Source organism: Lysobacter soli (assembly GCF_003382285.1).
Lineage (GTDB): Bacteria > Pseudomonadota > Gammaproteobacteria > Xanthomonadales > Xanthomonadaceae > Lysobacter_J > Lysobacter_J soli.
Map to the genome: position 1 here is coordinate 65687 of NZ_QTJR01000002.1, position 16653 is coordinate 82339.

14 protein-coding genes are annotated in these 16653 nt (G+C 68.2%); 5 read left to right on the forward strand and 9 right to left on the reverse strand.

From position 1 onward, the window contains the following. Positions 1-57: 57 nt before the first annotated feature. The 5 genes from DX912_RS03560 to DX912_RS03580 all read left to right on the forward strand — a co-directional run bounded on the left by DX912_RS03560 (position 58) and on the right by DX912_RS03580 (position 9378). Positions 58-459: a DUF2946 family protein gene (locus DX912_RS03560; protein ID WP_115841108.1), complete on the forward strand. Its 402-nt coding sequence runs from the start codon at positions 58-60 to the stop codon at positions 457-459. Positions 460-525: 66 nt separating this feature from the next. Further along, the gene (locus DX912_RS03565; protein WP_115841109.1) at positions 526-2595 is read left to right on the forward strand and encodes a TonB-dependent receptor family protein; all 2070 of its coding nucleotides are present in this window, start codon (positions 526-528) and stop codon (positions 2593-2595) included. Positions 2596-2713: 118 nt separating this feature from the next. Continuing rightward, positions 2714-4537 carry a DUF885 domain-containing protein gene (locus DX912_RS03570; RefSeq protein ID WP_115841110.1) on the forward strand — a complete coding sequence of 608 codons (1824 nt, stop codon included), beginning with the start codon at positions 2714-2716 and terminating at the stop codon, positions 4535-4537. Positions 4538-4647: 110 nt separating this feature from the next. Then, positions 4648-7176, forward strand: coding sequence for a mechanosensitive ion channel family protein (locus tag DX912_RS03575; RefSeq protein WP_115841111.1), 2529 nt, complete (start codon positions 4648-4650; stop codon positions 7174-7176). A gap of 312 nt (positions 7177-7488) precedes the next feature. Continuing rightward, positions 7489-9378, forward strand: coding sequence for a potassium transporter Kup (locus DX912_RS03580; protein WP_115841112.1), 1890 nt, complete (start codon positions 7489-7491; stop codon positions 9376-9378). Here DX912_RS03580 and DX912_RS18305 read toward each other — a convergent pair. The 9 genes from DX912_RS18305 to DX912_RS03620 all read right to left on the reverse strand — a co-directional run bounded on the left by DX912_RS18305 (position 9375) and on the right by DX912_RS03620 (position 16644). Further along, a complete protein-coding gene (locus DX912_RS18305; RefSeq protein WP_157029060.1) occupies positions 9375-9533 on the reverse strand; it encodes a hypothetical protein in 159 nt (52 codons plus the stop codon). The genes DX912_RS03580 and DX912_RS18305 overlap by 4 nt on opposite strands. Before the next feature lie 10 nt (positions 9534-9543). Then, entirely contained in the window at positions 9544-9726 is a 183-nt protein-coding gene (locus DX912_RS03585) for a hypothetical protein (RefSeq protein ID WP_115841113.1), read from the reverse strand. Positions 9727-9844: 118 nt separating this feature from the next. Next, on the reverse strand, positions 9845-10273 hold the full coding sequence (locus DX912_RS03590; protein WP_115841114.1) for a cupin domain-containing protein: 429 nt from the start codon (positions 10271-10273) through the stop codon (positions 9845-9847). A 259-nt stretch (positions 10274-10532) separates the two neighbouring features. Continuing rightward, positions 10533-11288 carry a 2-dehydro-3-deoxy-D-gluconate 5-dehydrogenase KduD gene (kduD, locus tag DX912_RS03595; RefSeq protein ID WP_115841115.1) on the reverse strand — a complete coding sequence of 252 codons (756 nt, stop codon included), beginning with the start codon at positions 11286-11288 and terminating at the stop codon, positions 10533-10535. Positions 11289-11330: 42 nt separating this feature from the next. Further along, the gene (gene kduI / locus DX912_RS03600; RefSeq protein WP_115841116.1) at positions 11331-12176 is read right to left on the reverse strand and encodes a 5-dehydro-4-deoxy-D-glucuronate isomerase; all 846 of its coding nucleotides are present in this window, start codon (positions 12174-12176) and stop codon (positions 11331-11333) included. A gap of 490 nt (positions 12177-12666) precedes the next feature. Then, positions 12667-13764, reverse strand: coding sequence for a LacI family DNA-binding transcriptional regulator (locus DX912_RS03605; protein WP_115841117.1), 1098 nt, complete (start codon positions 13762-13764; stop codon positions 12667-12669). 88 nt (positions 13765-13852) lie between these two features. Then, positions 13853-15136, reverse strand: coding sequence for a TRAP transporter large permease (locus DX912_RS03610; protein WP_115841118.1), 1284 nt, complete (start codon positions 15134-15136; stop codon positions 13853-13855). Continuing rightward, a complete protein-coding gene (locus DX912_RS03615) occupies positions 15137-15646 on the reverse strand; it encodes a TRAP transporter small permease (RefSeq protein ID WP_115841119.1) in 510 nt (169 codons plus the stop codon). It abuts the gene before it with no gap. A gap of 8 nt (positions 15647-15654) precedes the next feature. Further along, positions 15655-16644: a TRAP transporter substrate-binding protein gene (locus tag DX912_RS03620; RefSeq protein WP_115841475.1), complete on the reverse strand. Its 990-nt coding sequence runs from the start codon at positions 16642-16644 to the stop codon at positions 15655-15657. Positions 16645-16653 lie beyond the last annotated feature (9 nt).

Here is a 16653-nt window from a genome sequence, read left to right on the forward strand (position 1 = left end):
GCCGGGCTTGATCGACGTCAGCCCGGCGAGCCCCGCGCGCCCGTACAATGCGCCGCGATGCGCAACCCCGCCCTCCATCGACGGATGACCCTGCTGGCGCTCGCCGCCATGCTGCTGCTCCTGTCGTTGCCGACGGTTGGGCGCGTGCTGTCGGCGTCGTCGGCCGATTCGCAGGGCGCGTGGGCGCAGATGTGCACCATGGCCGGGCTGAAGCTCGTGAAGCTCGCCCCGGCCGATGACGCCGGTTCGCTTGAGACGCCCGCGCCGAAACACGCGCTGCCCGGCGAGGATTGCGCCTACTGCCCGGTGCTCGCCGGCCTGGCGATGTTGCTGGTGTGGACGCTGTTCGCGGCGCCGCCCGCAATGCGCCGCGCACTGCCGCCATGGCGACACGCGCCGCTGCGCGCGTTCACGCATCCCAGTGGCCTGGGCTCGCGCGGCCCGCCGATCGCCCTCTAGAAACCACGACACCTTCCTTCCGCGCGTGCACTTCGCGCGCGCGTTCGTGCTTTCCGGAGTTTCCCCATGTCGATCCTTTCGTTCGCGATGCCGCGCGCATCGCGGCTGGCCGTTGCCGTGTGCGCGGCGTTCGTTCCCGCTTTTCCAGTCTTCGCCGATCCGGCGCTTCCCTCGACCACGCTCGACGCCGTCGAAGTGCACGGCGTCCGTCCCGAACTCGCGAGCGCGCCCTCGCTGCAACAGGCGCGCGCGCGCCTGGACGAACGCGCCGGCGGCACCGCGCTCGTCGATGCCGACGCGTATCGCGATGGCCGCGTCAGCACGCTCACCGATGCGCTCGGTTACGCGCCGGGCGTGTTCGTGCAATCGCGCTTCGGCGCGGAGGAGGCGCGGCTGTCGATCCGCGGCTCCGGCGTGCAGCGCACCTTCCACGGCCGCGGCATCGAAGTCCTGCAGGACGGCGTGCCGCTGAACCTCGCCGACGGCGCCTTCGACATGCAGGCGATCGAGCCGCTCGCCGCGCGCTATATCGCGGTCTGGCGTGGCGCGAACGCGCTCGAATACGGTGCGGCCACGTTGGGCGGCGCGATCGACTTCGTTTCGCCGACCGGCTTCGATGCGCCGATGATCGATGCACGCGTGGAGGCCGGCAGCTTCGGCTACACGCGCGAGCAGGTCGCCGTGGCGGGTGCATCCGATCGAGCCGACGGGTACGTCAGCCTCACCGGCCTGCAGCAGGACGGCTATCGCGCGCATTCGCGGCAGGAGAATTACCGCCTGTTCGGCAACGCGGGCTATCGCTTCAGCGACACGCTCGACGGACGCGTGTACCTCACGCACGTCGATACGCGCTCGGAACTGCCGGGCAACCTCACGCTCGCGCAGTCGAAGGCCGACCCGCGCGCCGCCAACGCGGGCAATATCGCGCTCGACCAGCGCCGCGATTACACGCTCGACCGCATCGCCGGACGATTGGGCTGGACGCCGTCCGAAGGCCGCACGCTGGTCGTGTCGACGTGGCTGTCGGACAAGTCGCTGCACCATCCGATCTACCAGGTGCTCGACCAGGACAGCCGCGACGTCGGCATCGACGCGCGCTGGCGCGACGAAGGCGAACTTTCCGGGCATCGCAACGTGCTCGTTGCTGGCGTGGCGTACACGCGTGGCGACATCGACGACGACCGCTTCGTTAACGTCGCGGGGCACGCGGGCGGCCGCACCAACCGCTTCGATCAGCGCGCCACCAACGCCAAGGCCTACGTCGAAAACCAGACCTGGCTCGATGCGCGGTGGGTGGTATCGCTGGGTGCGCAGGAACTGCATTCGACGCGGCGCTCGCGCGACGGCTACATCACCGGCGGGCGCGACGAGGGCTTCGACGCCCGCTATTCCGGCGTGAGTCCGAAGCTCGGCGTGCGGTATGTCCTCGACGACACCGCGCAACTGTTCGCCAACCTGAGCCGCAGCCTGGAACCGCCGAGCTTCGGCGAACTCACCGGCGGACCGGGCGTCACGCAGGTGGACGAGCAGAAGGCGACGACCGCCGAAATCGGCCTGCGTGTGCAGCACGAGGCGTTGTCGCTCGATGCCGCGCTGTACCGCGCTCGTGTCGATGGCGAACTCCTCGCGCTGACCGACGGCAACGGGAATCCGCTGGGCACGATCAACGCCGATCGCACGCTGCACCAGGGGCTGGAACTCGGCCTCGGCTGGCGCATGGCCTCGCAGTGGCTGCTGTCGGCGAACTACCTGTGGAACGATTTCCGCTTCGAGCACGATGCGGTGTACGGCGACAACCAACTCGCCGGCATCCCGCCGCAGCAGCTGCGCGCATCGTTGCGGTGGTCCCCGGGCGAGGCCTTCTACGTCGCGCCCAACGTGGAATGGGTACCGCAGGACTACTACATCGACCACGCCAACACGTTCCGCGCACCGGGCTACACGCTGGCCGGCGTGCGCATGGGCGGGCGCGTCGCGTCGAACTGGTCGTGGTTCGTCGATGCGCGCAACCTCGCCGACCGCCGCTGGATATCGAGCACCAACGTCGTCGCCGACGCGCGCGGGCAGGACCAGGCGAACTTCATGCCGGGCGACGGACGCTCGGTGTACGTCGGACTGGAGTGGGCGATGCAGTGATCGTTGCCGATCGCGTCGGTTCGTGACCGTGGCACTCGACGGCAGGGCGATTCGCACCCACGATGTCGCCCTCGCCGAAGCGGCCGCTTCGGGCCGCCCTTGCGAAACAGGAGTCCGCATGCCCCGCAGTGTCCTTACGCTCGTGCTCGCCGCCGTACTCGGCATCGCGGCATCCGCCGTCGCCGCCGAATCGCCCGATGACCTGCGCGCCATGATCGACCGGCAGACGATGGAGGAAGTCCGTCAGAACCCGGAGCTGCGCACGCTGCTGGGCATGTCCGGCGACGGCATCGACCTGTCGGGCCAGCTGACCGACGTCGGCCTCCCGCGCCGGGCCGAGCTTCGTGCGCGCATGCAGCACAACCTCGACGAGGTGATGCGCGTTGATCCCGCCAGGCTCACCGGGCAGGATCGCTGGAACTACGGCCTGGTCGTGTGGTTCTACCGCACGCAGATCGACCTGCTGAAGCCCGACTGGGCGCCGGCGTGGATGCCCGCAGGCGCGTCGACCTACGCGGTGGACCAGCTCTTCAGCATTCCGGTCTCGCTGCCCGGCTTCCTCGAGAACCAGCACGCGGTGCGCGACGAGGCAGGCGCGGTGTCGTACGTGTCGCGCCTGCATGCGGTGGCGACGAAGATCGACCAGGTGCGCGCGAACTTCGACCTGCAGGCGAAGCAGGGCGTGCTGCCGCCGCAGACGGCGATGGAAGGCGCGGCGTCGCAGATCCGCATGCTGGTCTCGCGCGATCCGGCGCGGAGCCCGCTGGTGACCTCGTTCGAACGCAAGCTCGCCGCGGTGAAGGCGCTTCCGGCGAAGCGTCGCGATGAACTCCTCGCGCAGGCCGTCGAGGCCGTGCGCGTCGACGCGAATCCCGCCTATGCGCGCCTGCTTGCGCGGCTAAACGAGGAAATCGCGAAGAAGCCGGGCGACCACGGCATGTGGGCGCTGCCGGACGGCAAGGCCTTTTACGACGCCTCGCTGCGCTGGAACACCAGCACCAACCTCGACGCCGACCGCATCCACCAGATGGGCGTGGACGAAGTGGCGCGCATCGAACGGGAGATGGACGCGCGGCTTCGCGCACAGGGCCGCACCGAAGGCAGCGTCGGCGAGCGCATGTCCGCTCTGGTGACGGACCCGCGCTTCCAATACGACGACACCGAGGCCGGGCACGCGGAACTGATCGCCGACATCCGCCGCAACCTCGCGAAGCTCGATCCGCATGTGCCGGCGTATTTCGGGCGCACGCCGCCGCAGCCGCTCGACGTTCGTGCCGTGCCGAAGGAAGCCGAGGCGAACGCGCCGGGCGCGTACTACATCCAGCCGGCGATGGACGGCTCGCGGCCGGGCATCTTCTTCGTCAATTTCGGCAACCTGAAGGCGAACACGCGCTGGAGCCTGCCGACGCTGACCTACCACGAGGGCTCGCCGGGCCATCATTTCCAGATCTCCATCGCGCAGACGCTGACCGACCTGCCGATGCTGCGTCGCAGCCTCAACCCGAGCGCGTTCACCGAAGGCTGGGCGCTGTACGCCGAGCAGCTCGCCTCCGAGATGGGCCTGTACCGGGACGATCCGTGGGGCGACCTGGGACGCCTGCGCGCGGAGCTGTTCCGCTCCGTGCGGCTGGTCGTCGACACCGGCCTGCACCGCAAGCGCTGGACGCCGCAGCAGGCGATCGACTACATGCGCGCACACACCGGCATGCCGGAATCGGAAGTGCGGTCGGAAGTCTTCCGCTACCTCGTGCAGCCGGGGCAGGCGTGCTCGTACAAGATCGGTCACCTGAAGTTCGTCGAGTTGCGCGAACGTGCGCGCACCGCCCTGGGCGACCGCTTCGACATCCGCGCCTTCCACGACCTCGTGCTCGGCAACGGCGCGGTTCCGCTGGCGGTGCTGGAAGCGTCGGTGGACGACTGGATCGCGACGCAGCGCAGGTAACGCATCGCCTCGAAGGCGTGAAGAAGCGCGGCCTCGACACGTGGCCGCGCCTCGGCGCGCGCTGCGTCGAATTCCCCTAGACTCCCGCCTGGAACACCGGAGTGCGTGCGATGCGTCGATTCACGGGCTGGCTGTGTGCGTTGCTGTGGCTGTCGATCGCGGCCGCGCCGGCCTTCGCGCAGACCAAAACCGTCATCGAGACGCCCACGGCGACGCCCGACGCGCCGAAGGCGCCGGTGGCGATCCCGGTTGCCGACATCCCGCTGCGCGCCGATTCGGACGAGCGCTTCGCCGAGGCGATCATCCTGCGCGCGAGCGAGGAGGATCCGACCGAACATCTCGCGCCGGAACTCGATGCCATCGCGAAGTCCGTCGACGAGAAGGCGAAGATGTTCCGCGCCGCCGAACTGCGCGAACTGCCGGTGATGCGGCTGGAGAGTTTCGAACGCCACTGGAAGTTCGATGCGCGCCGTTTTGCGCGCTGGCAGGAGAACATGCGCACGGCCATGGCGCCGTACGCGCAGAGCGCGTCGCAACTCGCGCAGCGTCGCGCCGATTGGGAAGCGACGCAGGTGATCGCGCGCGGCGGCAACATGCCGGCGGCGCTGTCCAGTCGCGTCGATGCGCTGGTCGCGCAGATGAAGGAAGCCGAACAGGCGCTGTCGAAGCCGCTGGCGCGGCAGATCGCGCTCGGCCGCCGCGCGAACCTGGTGGATGCACGCATCCAGGTCGGCCTGCGCTCGGTGTCGGAGGCGATCGAGTTCATCGACAGCCGGCTGATCCGCCTCGACTCGCCGCCACTATGGCGCGCACGACAGGCCGACAGCGATCCGAACGACGCGATGACGTCGATCAAGAACGGCATCGGCATCGAGGCGCGCTTCCTCACCGAATATACGGCTTCCGATTTCGGCAACCAGCGGGCGCTGCACGTGCTGCAGGTCCTGCTGCTGCCGGTGCTGTTGCTGCTGTCGTGGCGCGCACGGCGTGCGCGTCGCGAGGCGATGAAGGCCGGCGCCGAGCCCGAGCCGATCGATGCGACCACGCGCGTGCTGCAGCGGCCGATCTCCTCGTGGCTGCTGCTGTCGATGATGGGCGTGCTCGCGTTCGAGCCGGACGCGCCGCTGCTGGCGCACCAGTTCGCGATGCTGGTCGCGCTGGTGCCCGTGCTTCGCCTGCTGCCGCCGCAGAGCGAGCGGCTGCTCGGCCACTGGCCTTACGTCGCCACGGCGCTTTACCTGCTCGAACGCATCGCGTTCTTCTTCCTCGCCAACGCGCTGGTGTACCGCTGGTACCACCTGGTGCTGGCGACGCTGGCGCTGCTGCTCACGCTGGGCCTGCTGTGGCGCGCGCGTCGGCAGCAGCATTCGGGGCTGGAAGGCCGCTACGGGCGCGCCGTGCACATCGCCGCATGGGTGAGCGTGGCGGTGTTGCTGGTGTCGATCGTCTCCAACGTGGTCGGCAACGTGTCGCTGGCGGAGATGCTCAACAGCGCCGTCATCGACAGCGGCTACTTCGGCCTGGTGCTTTTCGCGGGCATGACGGTCGCGGTCGCGCTGCTGCATCTGCTGTTGGCGCGCGGTGGCGACGCGCGCCTGCGCGTGGTGCGCGAACACGCCACGCCGTTGCTGACGCTGATCGTGCGCCTGCTGACGCTGGCCGCGGTGATCGGCTGGGTCGTGTTCACCATGAACCGGTTCCGCGTGTTCCGGCCGGTGTACGCGTTCTTCGAGACGATCCTCACGCACACGCTGCAGATCGGCGAAATCGCCATCAGCCTCGGCCACGTGCTGGTGTTCTTCGTGTCGATCTACGTCGCGTTCTGGGCGGCGAAGGCGACGCGCTACCTGCTGCAGGAGGAAGTGCTCACGCGCATGTCGCTGCCGCGCGGCGTGGGTAACTCGGTCGCGTCGCTGACCTATTACGCGGTGCTGCTGATCGGCGCGCTGGTCGCGCTGACGGCGGCGGGCTTCAAGATGACGCAACTGGCGTTCATCTTCGGCGCGCTCGGCGTGGGCATCGGCTTCGGCCTGCAGAACGTGGTGAACAACTTCGTCTCGGGCCTGATCCTGATGTTCGAGCGGCCGATCCAGCCGGGCGACGTGGTCGAAATCACCGGCACGTCCGGCCGCGTGCGCGAGATCGGCATGCGCGCCACGACCATCAAGACCTTCGACGGCGCCGACGTCGTGGTGCCCAACGGCACGCTGCTGTCGGAGAAGCTGACCAACTGGACGCTGCTGGACCGCAATCGCCGGCTCGACATCGACATCGGCGTGGCCTACGGCTCCGATCCCGCGCAACTGACCGCGCTGTTGCAGAAGACGGCGCTGCAGACGACGGGCATCGTGTCGAACCCCGAGCCGGCGGTGCTGTTCCTGGGCTTCGGCGCGAGCGCGCTGAACTTCGGCCTGCGCGCGTGGACATACGACTACGACAACTCCGCGTCGATCCGAAGCGATCTGGTCACGCGCATCTACGCGGCGCTGAACGAAGCGGGCATCGAAATGCCGTTCCCGCAGCAGGACATCCATCTGCGTTCGGTGTCGGAGGAAGCGGGCGAGATGCTGCGTCGGCGCAGCGAGGCGCGTAATGCCGGTGGTGGTGCCAAGGACAAGGGCGAAGAGGCGGGCGGCTGAGCGCGCCAAGGTCTGGACGCGTCATCCGTTGATGCGAAACGCGGGAAGTGAGCAGTGCATCGCGACCCCTCGTCGTCATCCCCGCGAACGCGGGGATCCAGCGCCTTCAGCCGGACGCGTCCGGTTGTAAGAGAAGTCGCTGGATTCCCGCGTTCGCGGGAATGACGGGCAACAGGGGGGCGGCGGCGAGGCCACTGAGACCAGCGCACCCCGAAGCGGCGTCATCCACACGCACCCACACCGTTCAGTCCGCACGCCCTCCCGTCACCCCGGTTTCGTTGTACTGGCATCGGGCCCGTCGCGTGCGGATCGATGCGGAACGACGAACACATCAGCGCCGACAGAAAGGCGTCGCCCGCATTGCCCGGGCTCATGCTCGCCGCGCTGGGCGTGGTGTTCGGCGATCTCGCGACCAGTCCGCTGTACTCGCTGCAGGAGGCCTTCGGTTCGCATGGCGTGCGGCCGACGCCGGCGAACGTGATCGGCGTGGTGTCGCTCGCGTTCTGGGCGCTCGTGGGCGTGGTGTCGCTCAAGTACGTGCTGTTGATCATGCGCGCGGACAACAAGGGCGAGGGCGGCATCATGGCGCTGCTGGCGCTGGCGCGTTCGTCGCTGATGGAGCGGCCGCGGCGGCGCCATTGGGTCGTGCTCGCCGGTCTCACCGGCGCCGCGATGTTCTTCGGTGACAGCGTGATCACGCCGGCGGTATCGGTGCTGTCGGCGGTGGAAGGGTTGGAGATCGCGGCGCCGGCGCTGGCGCCGTGGGTGTTGCCGCTGAGCATCGCGATCGTCGTCGGCCTGTTCGCGCTGCAACGGTTCGGTAGTGCGCGCGTCGGCGGATGGTTCGGTCCGGTGATGCTGTCGTGGCTGCTTGCCGCCGGCGTGCTCGGCTTCTTCGCGATGATGCGACAACCGCAGATCCTGTCGGCAATGAACCCGCTGCATGCGTGGTCGTTCTTCGCGCGCAACGGCTTCGCCGGGCTCACGACGCTGGGCGCGACCGTGCTGGTGCTGACGGGCGCCGAAGCGCTGTACGCGGACCTGGGGCATTTCGGCGCGCGGCCGATCCGCCTGGCGTGGACGACTACCGCGCTGCCATGCCTGCTGCTGAGCTGCTTCGGCCAGGGCGCGGTGCTGCTGCTCGATCCCACTGCGGCCACGCGGCCGTTCTATCGAACGGTGCCGCACTGGGCGTTGTTCCCGATGATCGGGCTCGCCACCGCGGCGACGGTGATCGCATCGCAGGCGGTCATCGCCGGCGCGTACTCGATGGTCCGTGCGTGCATCCAGCTCGGCTACCTGCCGCGCATGCGCGTGCTGCATACGTCCTCCCGCGTGCGCGGACAGATCTACCTGCCGCTGGTGTCGGGGCTGCTGCTGTTGCTGGTGCTCGCCGCGATGCTGGGATTCCGCTCGTCCGGGGCGCTGGCCGCGGCGTTCGGCATCGCGGTGAGCGGCACCATGCTGACGACGACCATCCTCATCGTCGTGGTGATGCGACGCGTGTGGGGATGGGGATGGCCGGTCGTCGTGCCGCTGGGACTGGCGATGCTGGCGATCGACCTGGCGTTCTTCGGCGCGAACCTGATGAAGCTGCGCAGCGGCGGCTGGTTCCCGCTGCTGCTGGGCGCGCTTGCGCTGGTAGTGATGACGACTTGGCGCCGAGGGCGCGAACTCCTCACGCAGCGCAACCGGCGCGACAGCCTGCCGCTGCGTCCGTGCCTGGTCTCGCTGCGCGACCACCCGCCCACGCGCGTGGCGGGCACGGCGCTGTTCCTGACGAACGATCCGGAATATGCACCGCAGGCGCTGCTGCACAATCTCAAGCACAACCGCGTACTGCACGAGCGCAATGCGTTGCTGACGGTGGAAATCCTTGACGAACCCTATGCACGCGAGCGCGTGCGCATCGACGCGCACGATGCGGACTTCCACCGCATCTGCGCACGCTTCGGCTTCGCGGAAACACCGGACGTGCCCGCCGCATTGGAAGCGTGCGGCGAGCAGGGACTCGACTTCGATCTGATGGAGACGACGTTCTTCACCAGCCGCGAGGACGTCATCGCGGGCGATCGCACCGGCATGGCGCTGTGGCGCGACCAGCTGTTCGCGCTGCTCACGCGCAACGCGCTGCCGGCGACCTCGTTCTTCCAGATACCGGACAACCGGCTGATCGAGATCGGCCGGCGTGTCGCGATCTAGGCGCGACCGGCTACGTCGTGGAGGTAGAGCGCACTGGTCGCATCGGGCGACGGATCCTGCAGCGGCGCCGCTTCGCGACTGTGCAGGTACATGTAACCGATGATCGCGACGGCGAGGATGATCGCCATCGCGATGAAGATCTGGCGTGAGTTCATCGCGCCGTCCTCAGTGCTTGCGATCGCCGCGATCGCCCTGGCCCGGCTTCGACTCGTGCTGCGATTGACGCTTCTGGTCCTGCGACAACGAACGACTTACGTCGTCGGACTCCTTGAAGCGGCCCTTCTCGTCGCGACGCACGTAACGCTTGTCGCCGTTGGGGGCGATGAGTTCGCGCTTGCTGTCTGCCATCGGCGTGCTCCCTTCACTGGACGATGGCCCATGCTCGGATGCGCGCGGTTAAGACGGGGCGAATGAAGGCCGCCTTCATTCATGCACGCGCGCCGCGCGTCACGGATCCTTCACCGCGTCAGCGCTGCGCGCGCTTGCGGTAGACGACGATGATGACGAGGTCCTCCTCGCCGCGCTGCGCAAGCGCATGCGTGCTGCCATCGCGCGTGAGAATCGCGTTTCCGGGTCCGACGTCGCGGCGCTTTCCGTCGAGCATCAGTTCGCCGCGACCGGACAGCACGTAGTAGATCTCGTCCTTGTCGTTGCGATGCTCGCCGATGGTCGCGCCCGGATGGAGTGCGCGCTGACGGAAGACGATGTCGAAGCCTTCGGCCTGCTCGAAGAAGGGATAGGCCGTGGTCGTGCCCTTGCCTTCGTGTGGACCGGGCTGCTGGACGGCGATATCGCGCGCGTTCTCGACGTACGAGTCGCGGCGGGGCTCGGCGGCGTGGGCCGTGGAGAGTGCCGCGCTGATCAGCGTGAAAGCGATGAAGCGGAATGGGCTCACGTCATCCTCCCTCTGTCGTCATCCCGGCGAAGGCCGGGACCCAGGCCCGTAGCAGCCGGGTACTCCCAGTCGATAAATCGTCACGTCGTCATTCCAGCGAAAGCTGGAATCCATCTTGATCTTGCGCCTGCTTCCTGAAGCACCACCGCAGCGCGGTGCGGCAATCCAAGTTCACCGCCATCGCTTCGTTACCCCTCACCCCAACCCCTCTCCCGGTGGGAGAGGGGCTCGAAGCGTCAGCGCTCCAACGCAATCGCCATCACCGCGCCAGCCAACCACCATCCACCGGCAGGATCGCGCCATTCACGTAATCCGACGCACGCGATGCGAGGAACACGGCCGCGCCGCCGAGATCGGAAGGATCGCCCCAGCGGCCCGCGGGGATGCGGTCGAGGATCGCGGCGCTGCGCGCTTCATCCGCGCGCAGCTGCGCGGTGTTGTCGGTCGCCATGTAGCCGGGCGCGATCGCGTTGACGTTGATGCCCTTGTTCGCCCATTCGTTGGCGAGCAGGCGCGTGATGCCGGCGATGCCGCTCTTGCTCGCGGTGTACGACGGCACGCGGATGCCGCCCTGGAACGACAGCATCGAGGCGATGTTGACGATCTTGCCGCCGCCGTTCGCGATCATGTGCCGGCCGGCCGCCTGCGCCATGAAGAACGCGCCCTTGATGTTCACGTTCATCACGTCGTCCCAGTCCTTCTCGGTGAAATCCACCGCATCGGCACGGCGGATCAGGCCGGCGTTGTTCACCAGGACGTGCAGCCCGCCTAGACCGTCGAGCGTCTCGCGCACGACGCGCTCGATCGGCTCCACGCTCGACAGGTTCGCTTCGATCGACACGAAGCGGCGGCCGAGCGCGCGCACTTTCTCCTCGGTCTCGAGCGGCGCCTGGATGCCGGCGGCGGCGATGTCGGCGCCCGCTTCGGCGAGCGCCACCGCGATGCCCTGGCCGAGGCCCGTGTTGGCGCCGGTGACCAGCGCGACCTTGCCTTCGAGACTGAACGGATTGGACATGGTGCCTTCCCCTTGGTTTCGTGTGCGGATGCGTCCGCGCGCTTACTTGAGCTGGCAGATGTCCAGCTGGTTCATGTCGGTGTAGTCGAGGTTCTCGCCGCCCATCGCCCAGATGAAGCAGTAGTTCTTCGTGCCCGAGCCCATGTGGATCGACCAAGGCGGCGACACGACGGCTTCGTCGTTCGCGATGACCAGGTGGCGCATGTCGGCCGGATCGCCCATGAAATGCATGACGCGCTGGTCAGCGAGGTCGAAGTAGAAATAGACCTCCGAGCGGCGGTCGTGCAGGTGCGGCGGCATGGTGTTCCACACGCTGCCGGGCTTGAGGATCGTCAGGCCGAGCAGCAGCTGGCACGACTTCACCGTCGCCGGGACGATGTACTGGTAGATCGTGCGTTCGTTCGAAGTTTCCAGCGCGCCGCGCTCCAACGGAACCGCCTGCGCGATGGAGATGTGCTTCGTTTCGAAACGCGCGTGCGCGGGCGTGGATGCGAGGTAGAACTTCGCCGGATTGGCGGCGTCGTTCGAGGCGAACGTCACATCGGCGCTGCCCATCGGCACGTACAGGCCGTCCTTCGGTTCGAGCGTGTGCGAGGTGCCGTCGACCGTGACCGTGCCCGTGCCGGCACCGACATTCACGATGCCGAGCTCGCGGCGTTCGAGGAACGGCTTGCCCGCGGCGGAGGCCGGTTCGGTCTGCGCCGGGAGCGATACCGGCGTCGTCGTCGGCGCCGCGCCGCCGATGACGAAGCGCTCGTTGTGCGAGTAGTTCAGGACGACCTGCCCGGGAACGAAGAGGCCATCAATGAGGTAGCGCTCGCGCAGCTGGTCGTTGCTGGCGCCGGCCATCATGTCCGGGTGGGTGGCGTGGTAGGTCTTGCGGAACATCGGGCCTCTCCGGTGGTTCGGGCCGTCGCGGACGTCGCGCGGCAGGCGGGTGAGGGGATGATAGCGGGGTTTTGGTAACCGGTGTCAAAAGGCTGGTGCGCCGGGCGGGATAGCCAACGGCATTAACACCAACGACCCGAATGCCTTCGAAGAACGTCATCCCGGCGAAAGCCGGGACCCAGGCTGATGGCCTATGGGCACCCCATGGACGGCGAACCATCACCCCGTAATTCCCGCGTAGGCGGGAATCCATGGACATGGTGGATGGCCAGCGACGTAATCCGGGTGCGCTGCGGGCCTGCAGAAATGGCCTGCGCGTTCCCTGTGCGATTTCAGCGAAAGCTGGAGTCATCTGGCGTTCGATCGGGACGTCGAAACAGGCATCGCGAGCGCGAACGTGCCCTCACGCCCCGACCCTCACCCCAACCCCTCTCCCGCAGGGAGAGGGGCTTAAACGCGGGGCGCCTCACCGAGCGCGCGAGCGTCGGCCTCAACCCACCTTCGGCCGCTGCGTCGAATCCCGCACGACCAGCTGCGGGCTCACGGTGCGCGGTTCCTTCACCGCGTGCGGGCCGGACGGCTCCTCGCCCAGCAGCATCTGCGCCGCCTGGCGGCCGACGTCGCGCGTGGGCGAATGGATGGTGGTCAGCGCCGGCCACAGCTGCGCGGCGAGCGGGCTGTCGTCGAAGCCCACGACCGACAGATCGCCGGGAATCGACAGGCCGCGACGCATCGCCGCCTTGTAGACGCCGGCGGCCATTTCGTCGTTGCAGGCGAAGATCGCCGTCGGGCGCGGCGACTTGGCGAGCAGGTATTCCGCGCCCGCAACGCCCGAGTCGAACGTGTAGCCGCCCTCGAAGATGTAGTCCGGCGACAGCTCGATGCCGCGCGCGTCGAGGCCGGCGAGGAAACCGCCGCCGCGTTCGATCGTCGAGCGATAACGGCGCGGACCGGTGATCAGCCCGATGGTGCGATGTCCCAGCGATTCGACGTAGTTGGCCGCTTCCATGCTGGCCTGGCGGTCCTGCGTGACCAGCATGTGCGTCGCCGCGTCCATCGGCACCGAGGCGATGCGCACGTAGCGCACGCCGGTCTCGCGCAGCGCGGTGGCGAGCTGCTCGTCTTCCGACACGCGCGGGATCAGGATCACGCCATGCAGCTTCTGCTGCTGAACGAAACGGCGCACGCCCTCGATGTAGTCCTCCTTCGAGGAATCGCACGGGTGCACCACCAGCTCGTAACCCGAATCGCGCAGCGCATCCAGCGCGCCGTACTGCATGTTCACGATGTACTGCGCGGTCGGGTTGTCGTACACCAGCCCGATCAGGAACGAACGCCGGAACGCGAGGCCACGCGCCTGCGGGTCGGGCGTGTAGCCCAGCTGCTTCATCAGCGCGAGCACTTTCTCGCGCGTTTCCGGATGCACCAGCGGCGAGTTGTTGATGACCCGCGAGACCGTCTTCTTCGATACGCCGGTGAGCCGCGCGATGTCGTTGATCGTCGCCTTGCCGGTCAGTCCGGTGTCCTCCGGCGCCGGCAGCGGCGAGGCGGTGCGGGATCGGCGGGTGCGCGGCGCGGGTTCGGTCATGGGCGGATTCTAGCGGGGCGCGAGCGGGGTGCGCGCGCCCGATGCGATCCGGCACCGATGCATCGTCGAAACAGGCGCGGACGCCGCGTCAGGCCTTGAGCACCGCCGGCAACCACAGCGACAGTGCCGGCACGAAGGCCACCACCAGCAGCACCGCCAGTCCCGCCAGCCAGAACGGCCAGATCGTGCGCATGCTCTGGCCGATGCTGATCTTGCCGATGGACGTGCCGACGAACAGCACCGATCCCAGCGGCGGGCTGATGAGGCTCAGGCCGCCCTTCAGCACCAGGATCACGCCGAAATGCACGGGATCGATGCCGATGGCCCGGGCCACCGGCAGGAAGATCGGCGTGCAGATGAGGATCATCGGTGCGAGGTCGAGGAACGTGCCCAGCACCAGCAGCACGAGGATCATCAGCAGCAACATCAGGTTGCGGTCCTGCGTCAGGCCGGTGAGGAAATCCACCGAGGCCGACGGCACCTGCAGGTACGCGAGCAACCAACCGAACACCGCGGCGGTGGCGATCACGAACAGGATCGCGCCCGCACTGCGCGCCGCGTGCACGACGGTGCCGAGGAATTCGCGCCATGGCATCTGCCGATACAGCACGCTGGTGACCAGCAGCGCGTAGACGACCGCGATCGCCGCGCTCTCCACCGCGGTGAAGATGCCTGCGCGGATGCCGACGAAGATCAGCGCGACCAGTCCCAGGCCCGGAAGCGCCGACACCAGGCGCAACGCGACGGCGCGCCAGCCGGGGAAGATTTCCACGCCGTAGCCGCGATGCCGCGCCACCGCGTAGCAGGTGACCATCAACACGAGCGTCATCAGCAGCGCGGGCACGATGCCGGCGGCGAACAGGTCGGCGATCGACAGACCGCCGCCGGCCGCGGCCGAATACAGGATGAGGTTGTGCGAAGGCGGCACCAGCAGCGCGACCAGCGCGGCGGTGATGCACACGTTCACGGCGAAGTCGCGGTCGTAACCGCGCTGCACCATCTGCGGGATCATCGTGCCGCCGACGGCCGACACGTCGGCCAGCGCCGAGCCCGACACGCCGCCGAAGAACAGCGACGACAGGATGCTGACCTGCCCGAGGCCGCCGCGCATGCGGCCCACCAGCGACGAGGCGAGGCTGATCAGGCGTTCGGAAATGCCGCCGCGCATCATGATCTCGCCGGCGAAGATGAAGAGCGGAATGGCGATGAGGCTCGCCGAACCCGAGCCGGCCGAGACCTGCTGCACCATCACGATCGAGGGCACGTCCAGGTAGAGCAGCGTCGCCAGCGAGGCGGCGGCCAGCGCGTACGCCACCGGCACGCCCAGCACGAGCATCACGCCGAAGACGACGAAGAGCAGGGCGATCGCCATTCAGTGGACCTCCGCCGACGGGGTGTCATGGAACATCTGCGATATCGCGAACAGCGCCATCAGCGCGCCGCCGACGGCGAGCGGCAGGTAGTCGATGCTTTCCGGCAGCGGTGCGCCCGCGGTCGGGATGTGCACGCCGTCGACGAACAGCACGCCGCCCCAGTAGGCGAGCATCAGCCCGATGACCACCACCACCGCCGATTGCAGCAGGTGCGCCGCGTGCCTGCCGCGCGGGCCGAGCGCTTCGGCGAGCAGCGAGAACGCGAAGTGTCGGCGCGTGTGCACGCCCGCGGCGGCGCCCATGCTCATCGCGGTGCTGAGCATCAGCAGTGTGACCGGCTCGGTCCAGCTGGGCGAATCGTTGAGCACGTAGCGCGCGATCACCTGCCAGCCCTGCACGAGCACGAGCATCAGCAGCGCGAACGCCGCCGTCGCGATCGTCCAGCCGGCCAGCCGTTCGCAGGTGCGTTGCAGGATCGAAGTCGGAACCGGAGTCACGGTGGCGTCCATGGGAATCCTCAGGCGAGATCGCGGATCTGCCGGTACAGCGCGTCGATGGCCGGGTCCGCGCGGTAATGCGCCAGCAACGGCTGCGCGGCGGCGCGGAACGACGGGATGTCGCATTCGTTGAACGCGACACCGGCGTCCTTCACGATGCGGCGCGCGTCGTCTTCCTGCTGCGCCCACAGCGTGCGCATCACGCCCACCGATTCGCGCGCCAGGCGCAGCAGCGTCTCGCGATCGCGCGCTTCCAGGGAATCGAAGATCTTGCGCGACATCAGCAGCACGTCCGGCGCCCACGAATGATCGCTGTGCGACCAGTAGCGTGCGGCCTCGAAATGGCGGCTCGACTGGAAGCTGCGGATGTTGTTCTCCGCGCCGTCGATCATGTGCGTCTCCATGCCGGAGAACACCTCGCCCAGCGGCAAGGGCGTCGGGTTGGCGCCGAACAGGCGCAGCATGCGGATGAAGATGTCCGACATCGGCACGCGGATCTTCAACCCGTGCAGGTCGCCCGGTACTACGATGGGATGCTTGATGTTGTAGAAGCAGCGCGGACCGCTGTCGTAGATGGCAAGGCCGACGAGCCCGCGCGATTCGAAGCCGCGCAACACCTGCGCGCCGACGTTGCCGTCGATCGCGCGCCGCAGGTGCTCGGTGGAATCGAAGACATACGGCAGGCACAACGCCTGCGTGAGCGGAAACGCGTTGTTCAGCGCACCGGTGTAGACGCGCGTGATGGCGATGGCGCCGAAACGCGCCATGTCGATGGCTTCCGATTCGCGGCCGAGCTGGCCCGCGTGGTACATGCGGATGCGCACGCGTCCGCTCGTTTCGCGCTCGAGCTGTTCGCCGATCCACTGCACGGCCTGCACGGTCGGGTAATCCTTCACGTGCACGTCGGTGGCGGTGAGCACGCGCGCCGGCTCGGCCGCGCGCAGCGCCTGCGGCAACGCGCCCGCGGCGCAGGCGCCGGTGAGTCCGGCGAGGAAACGGCGGCGATGCATTCCGTGTTC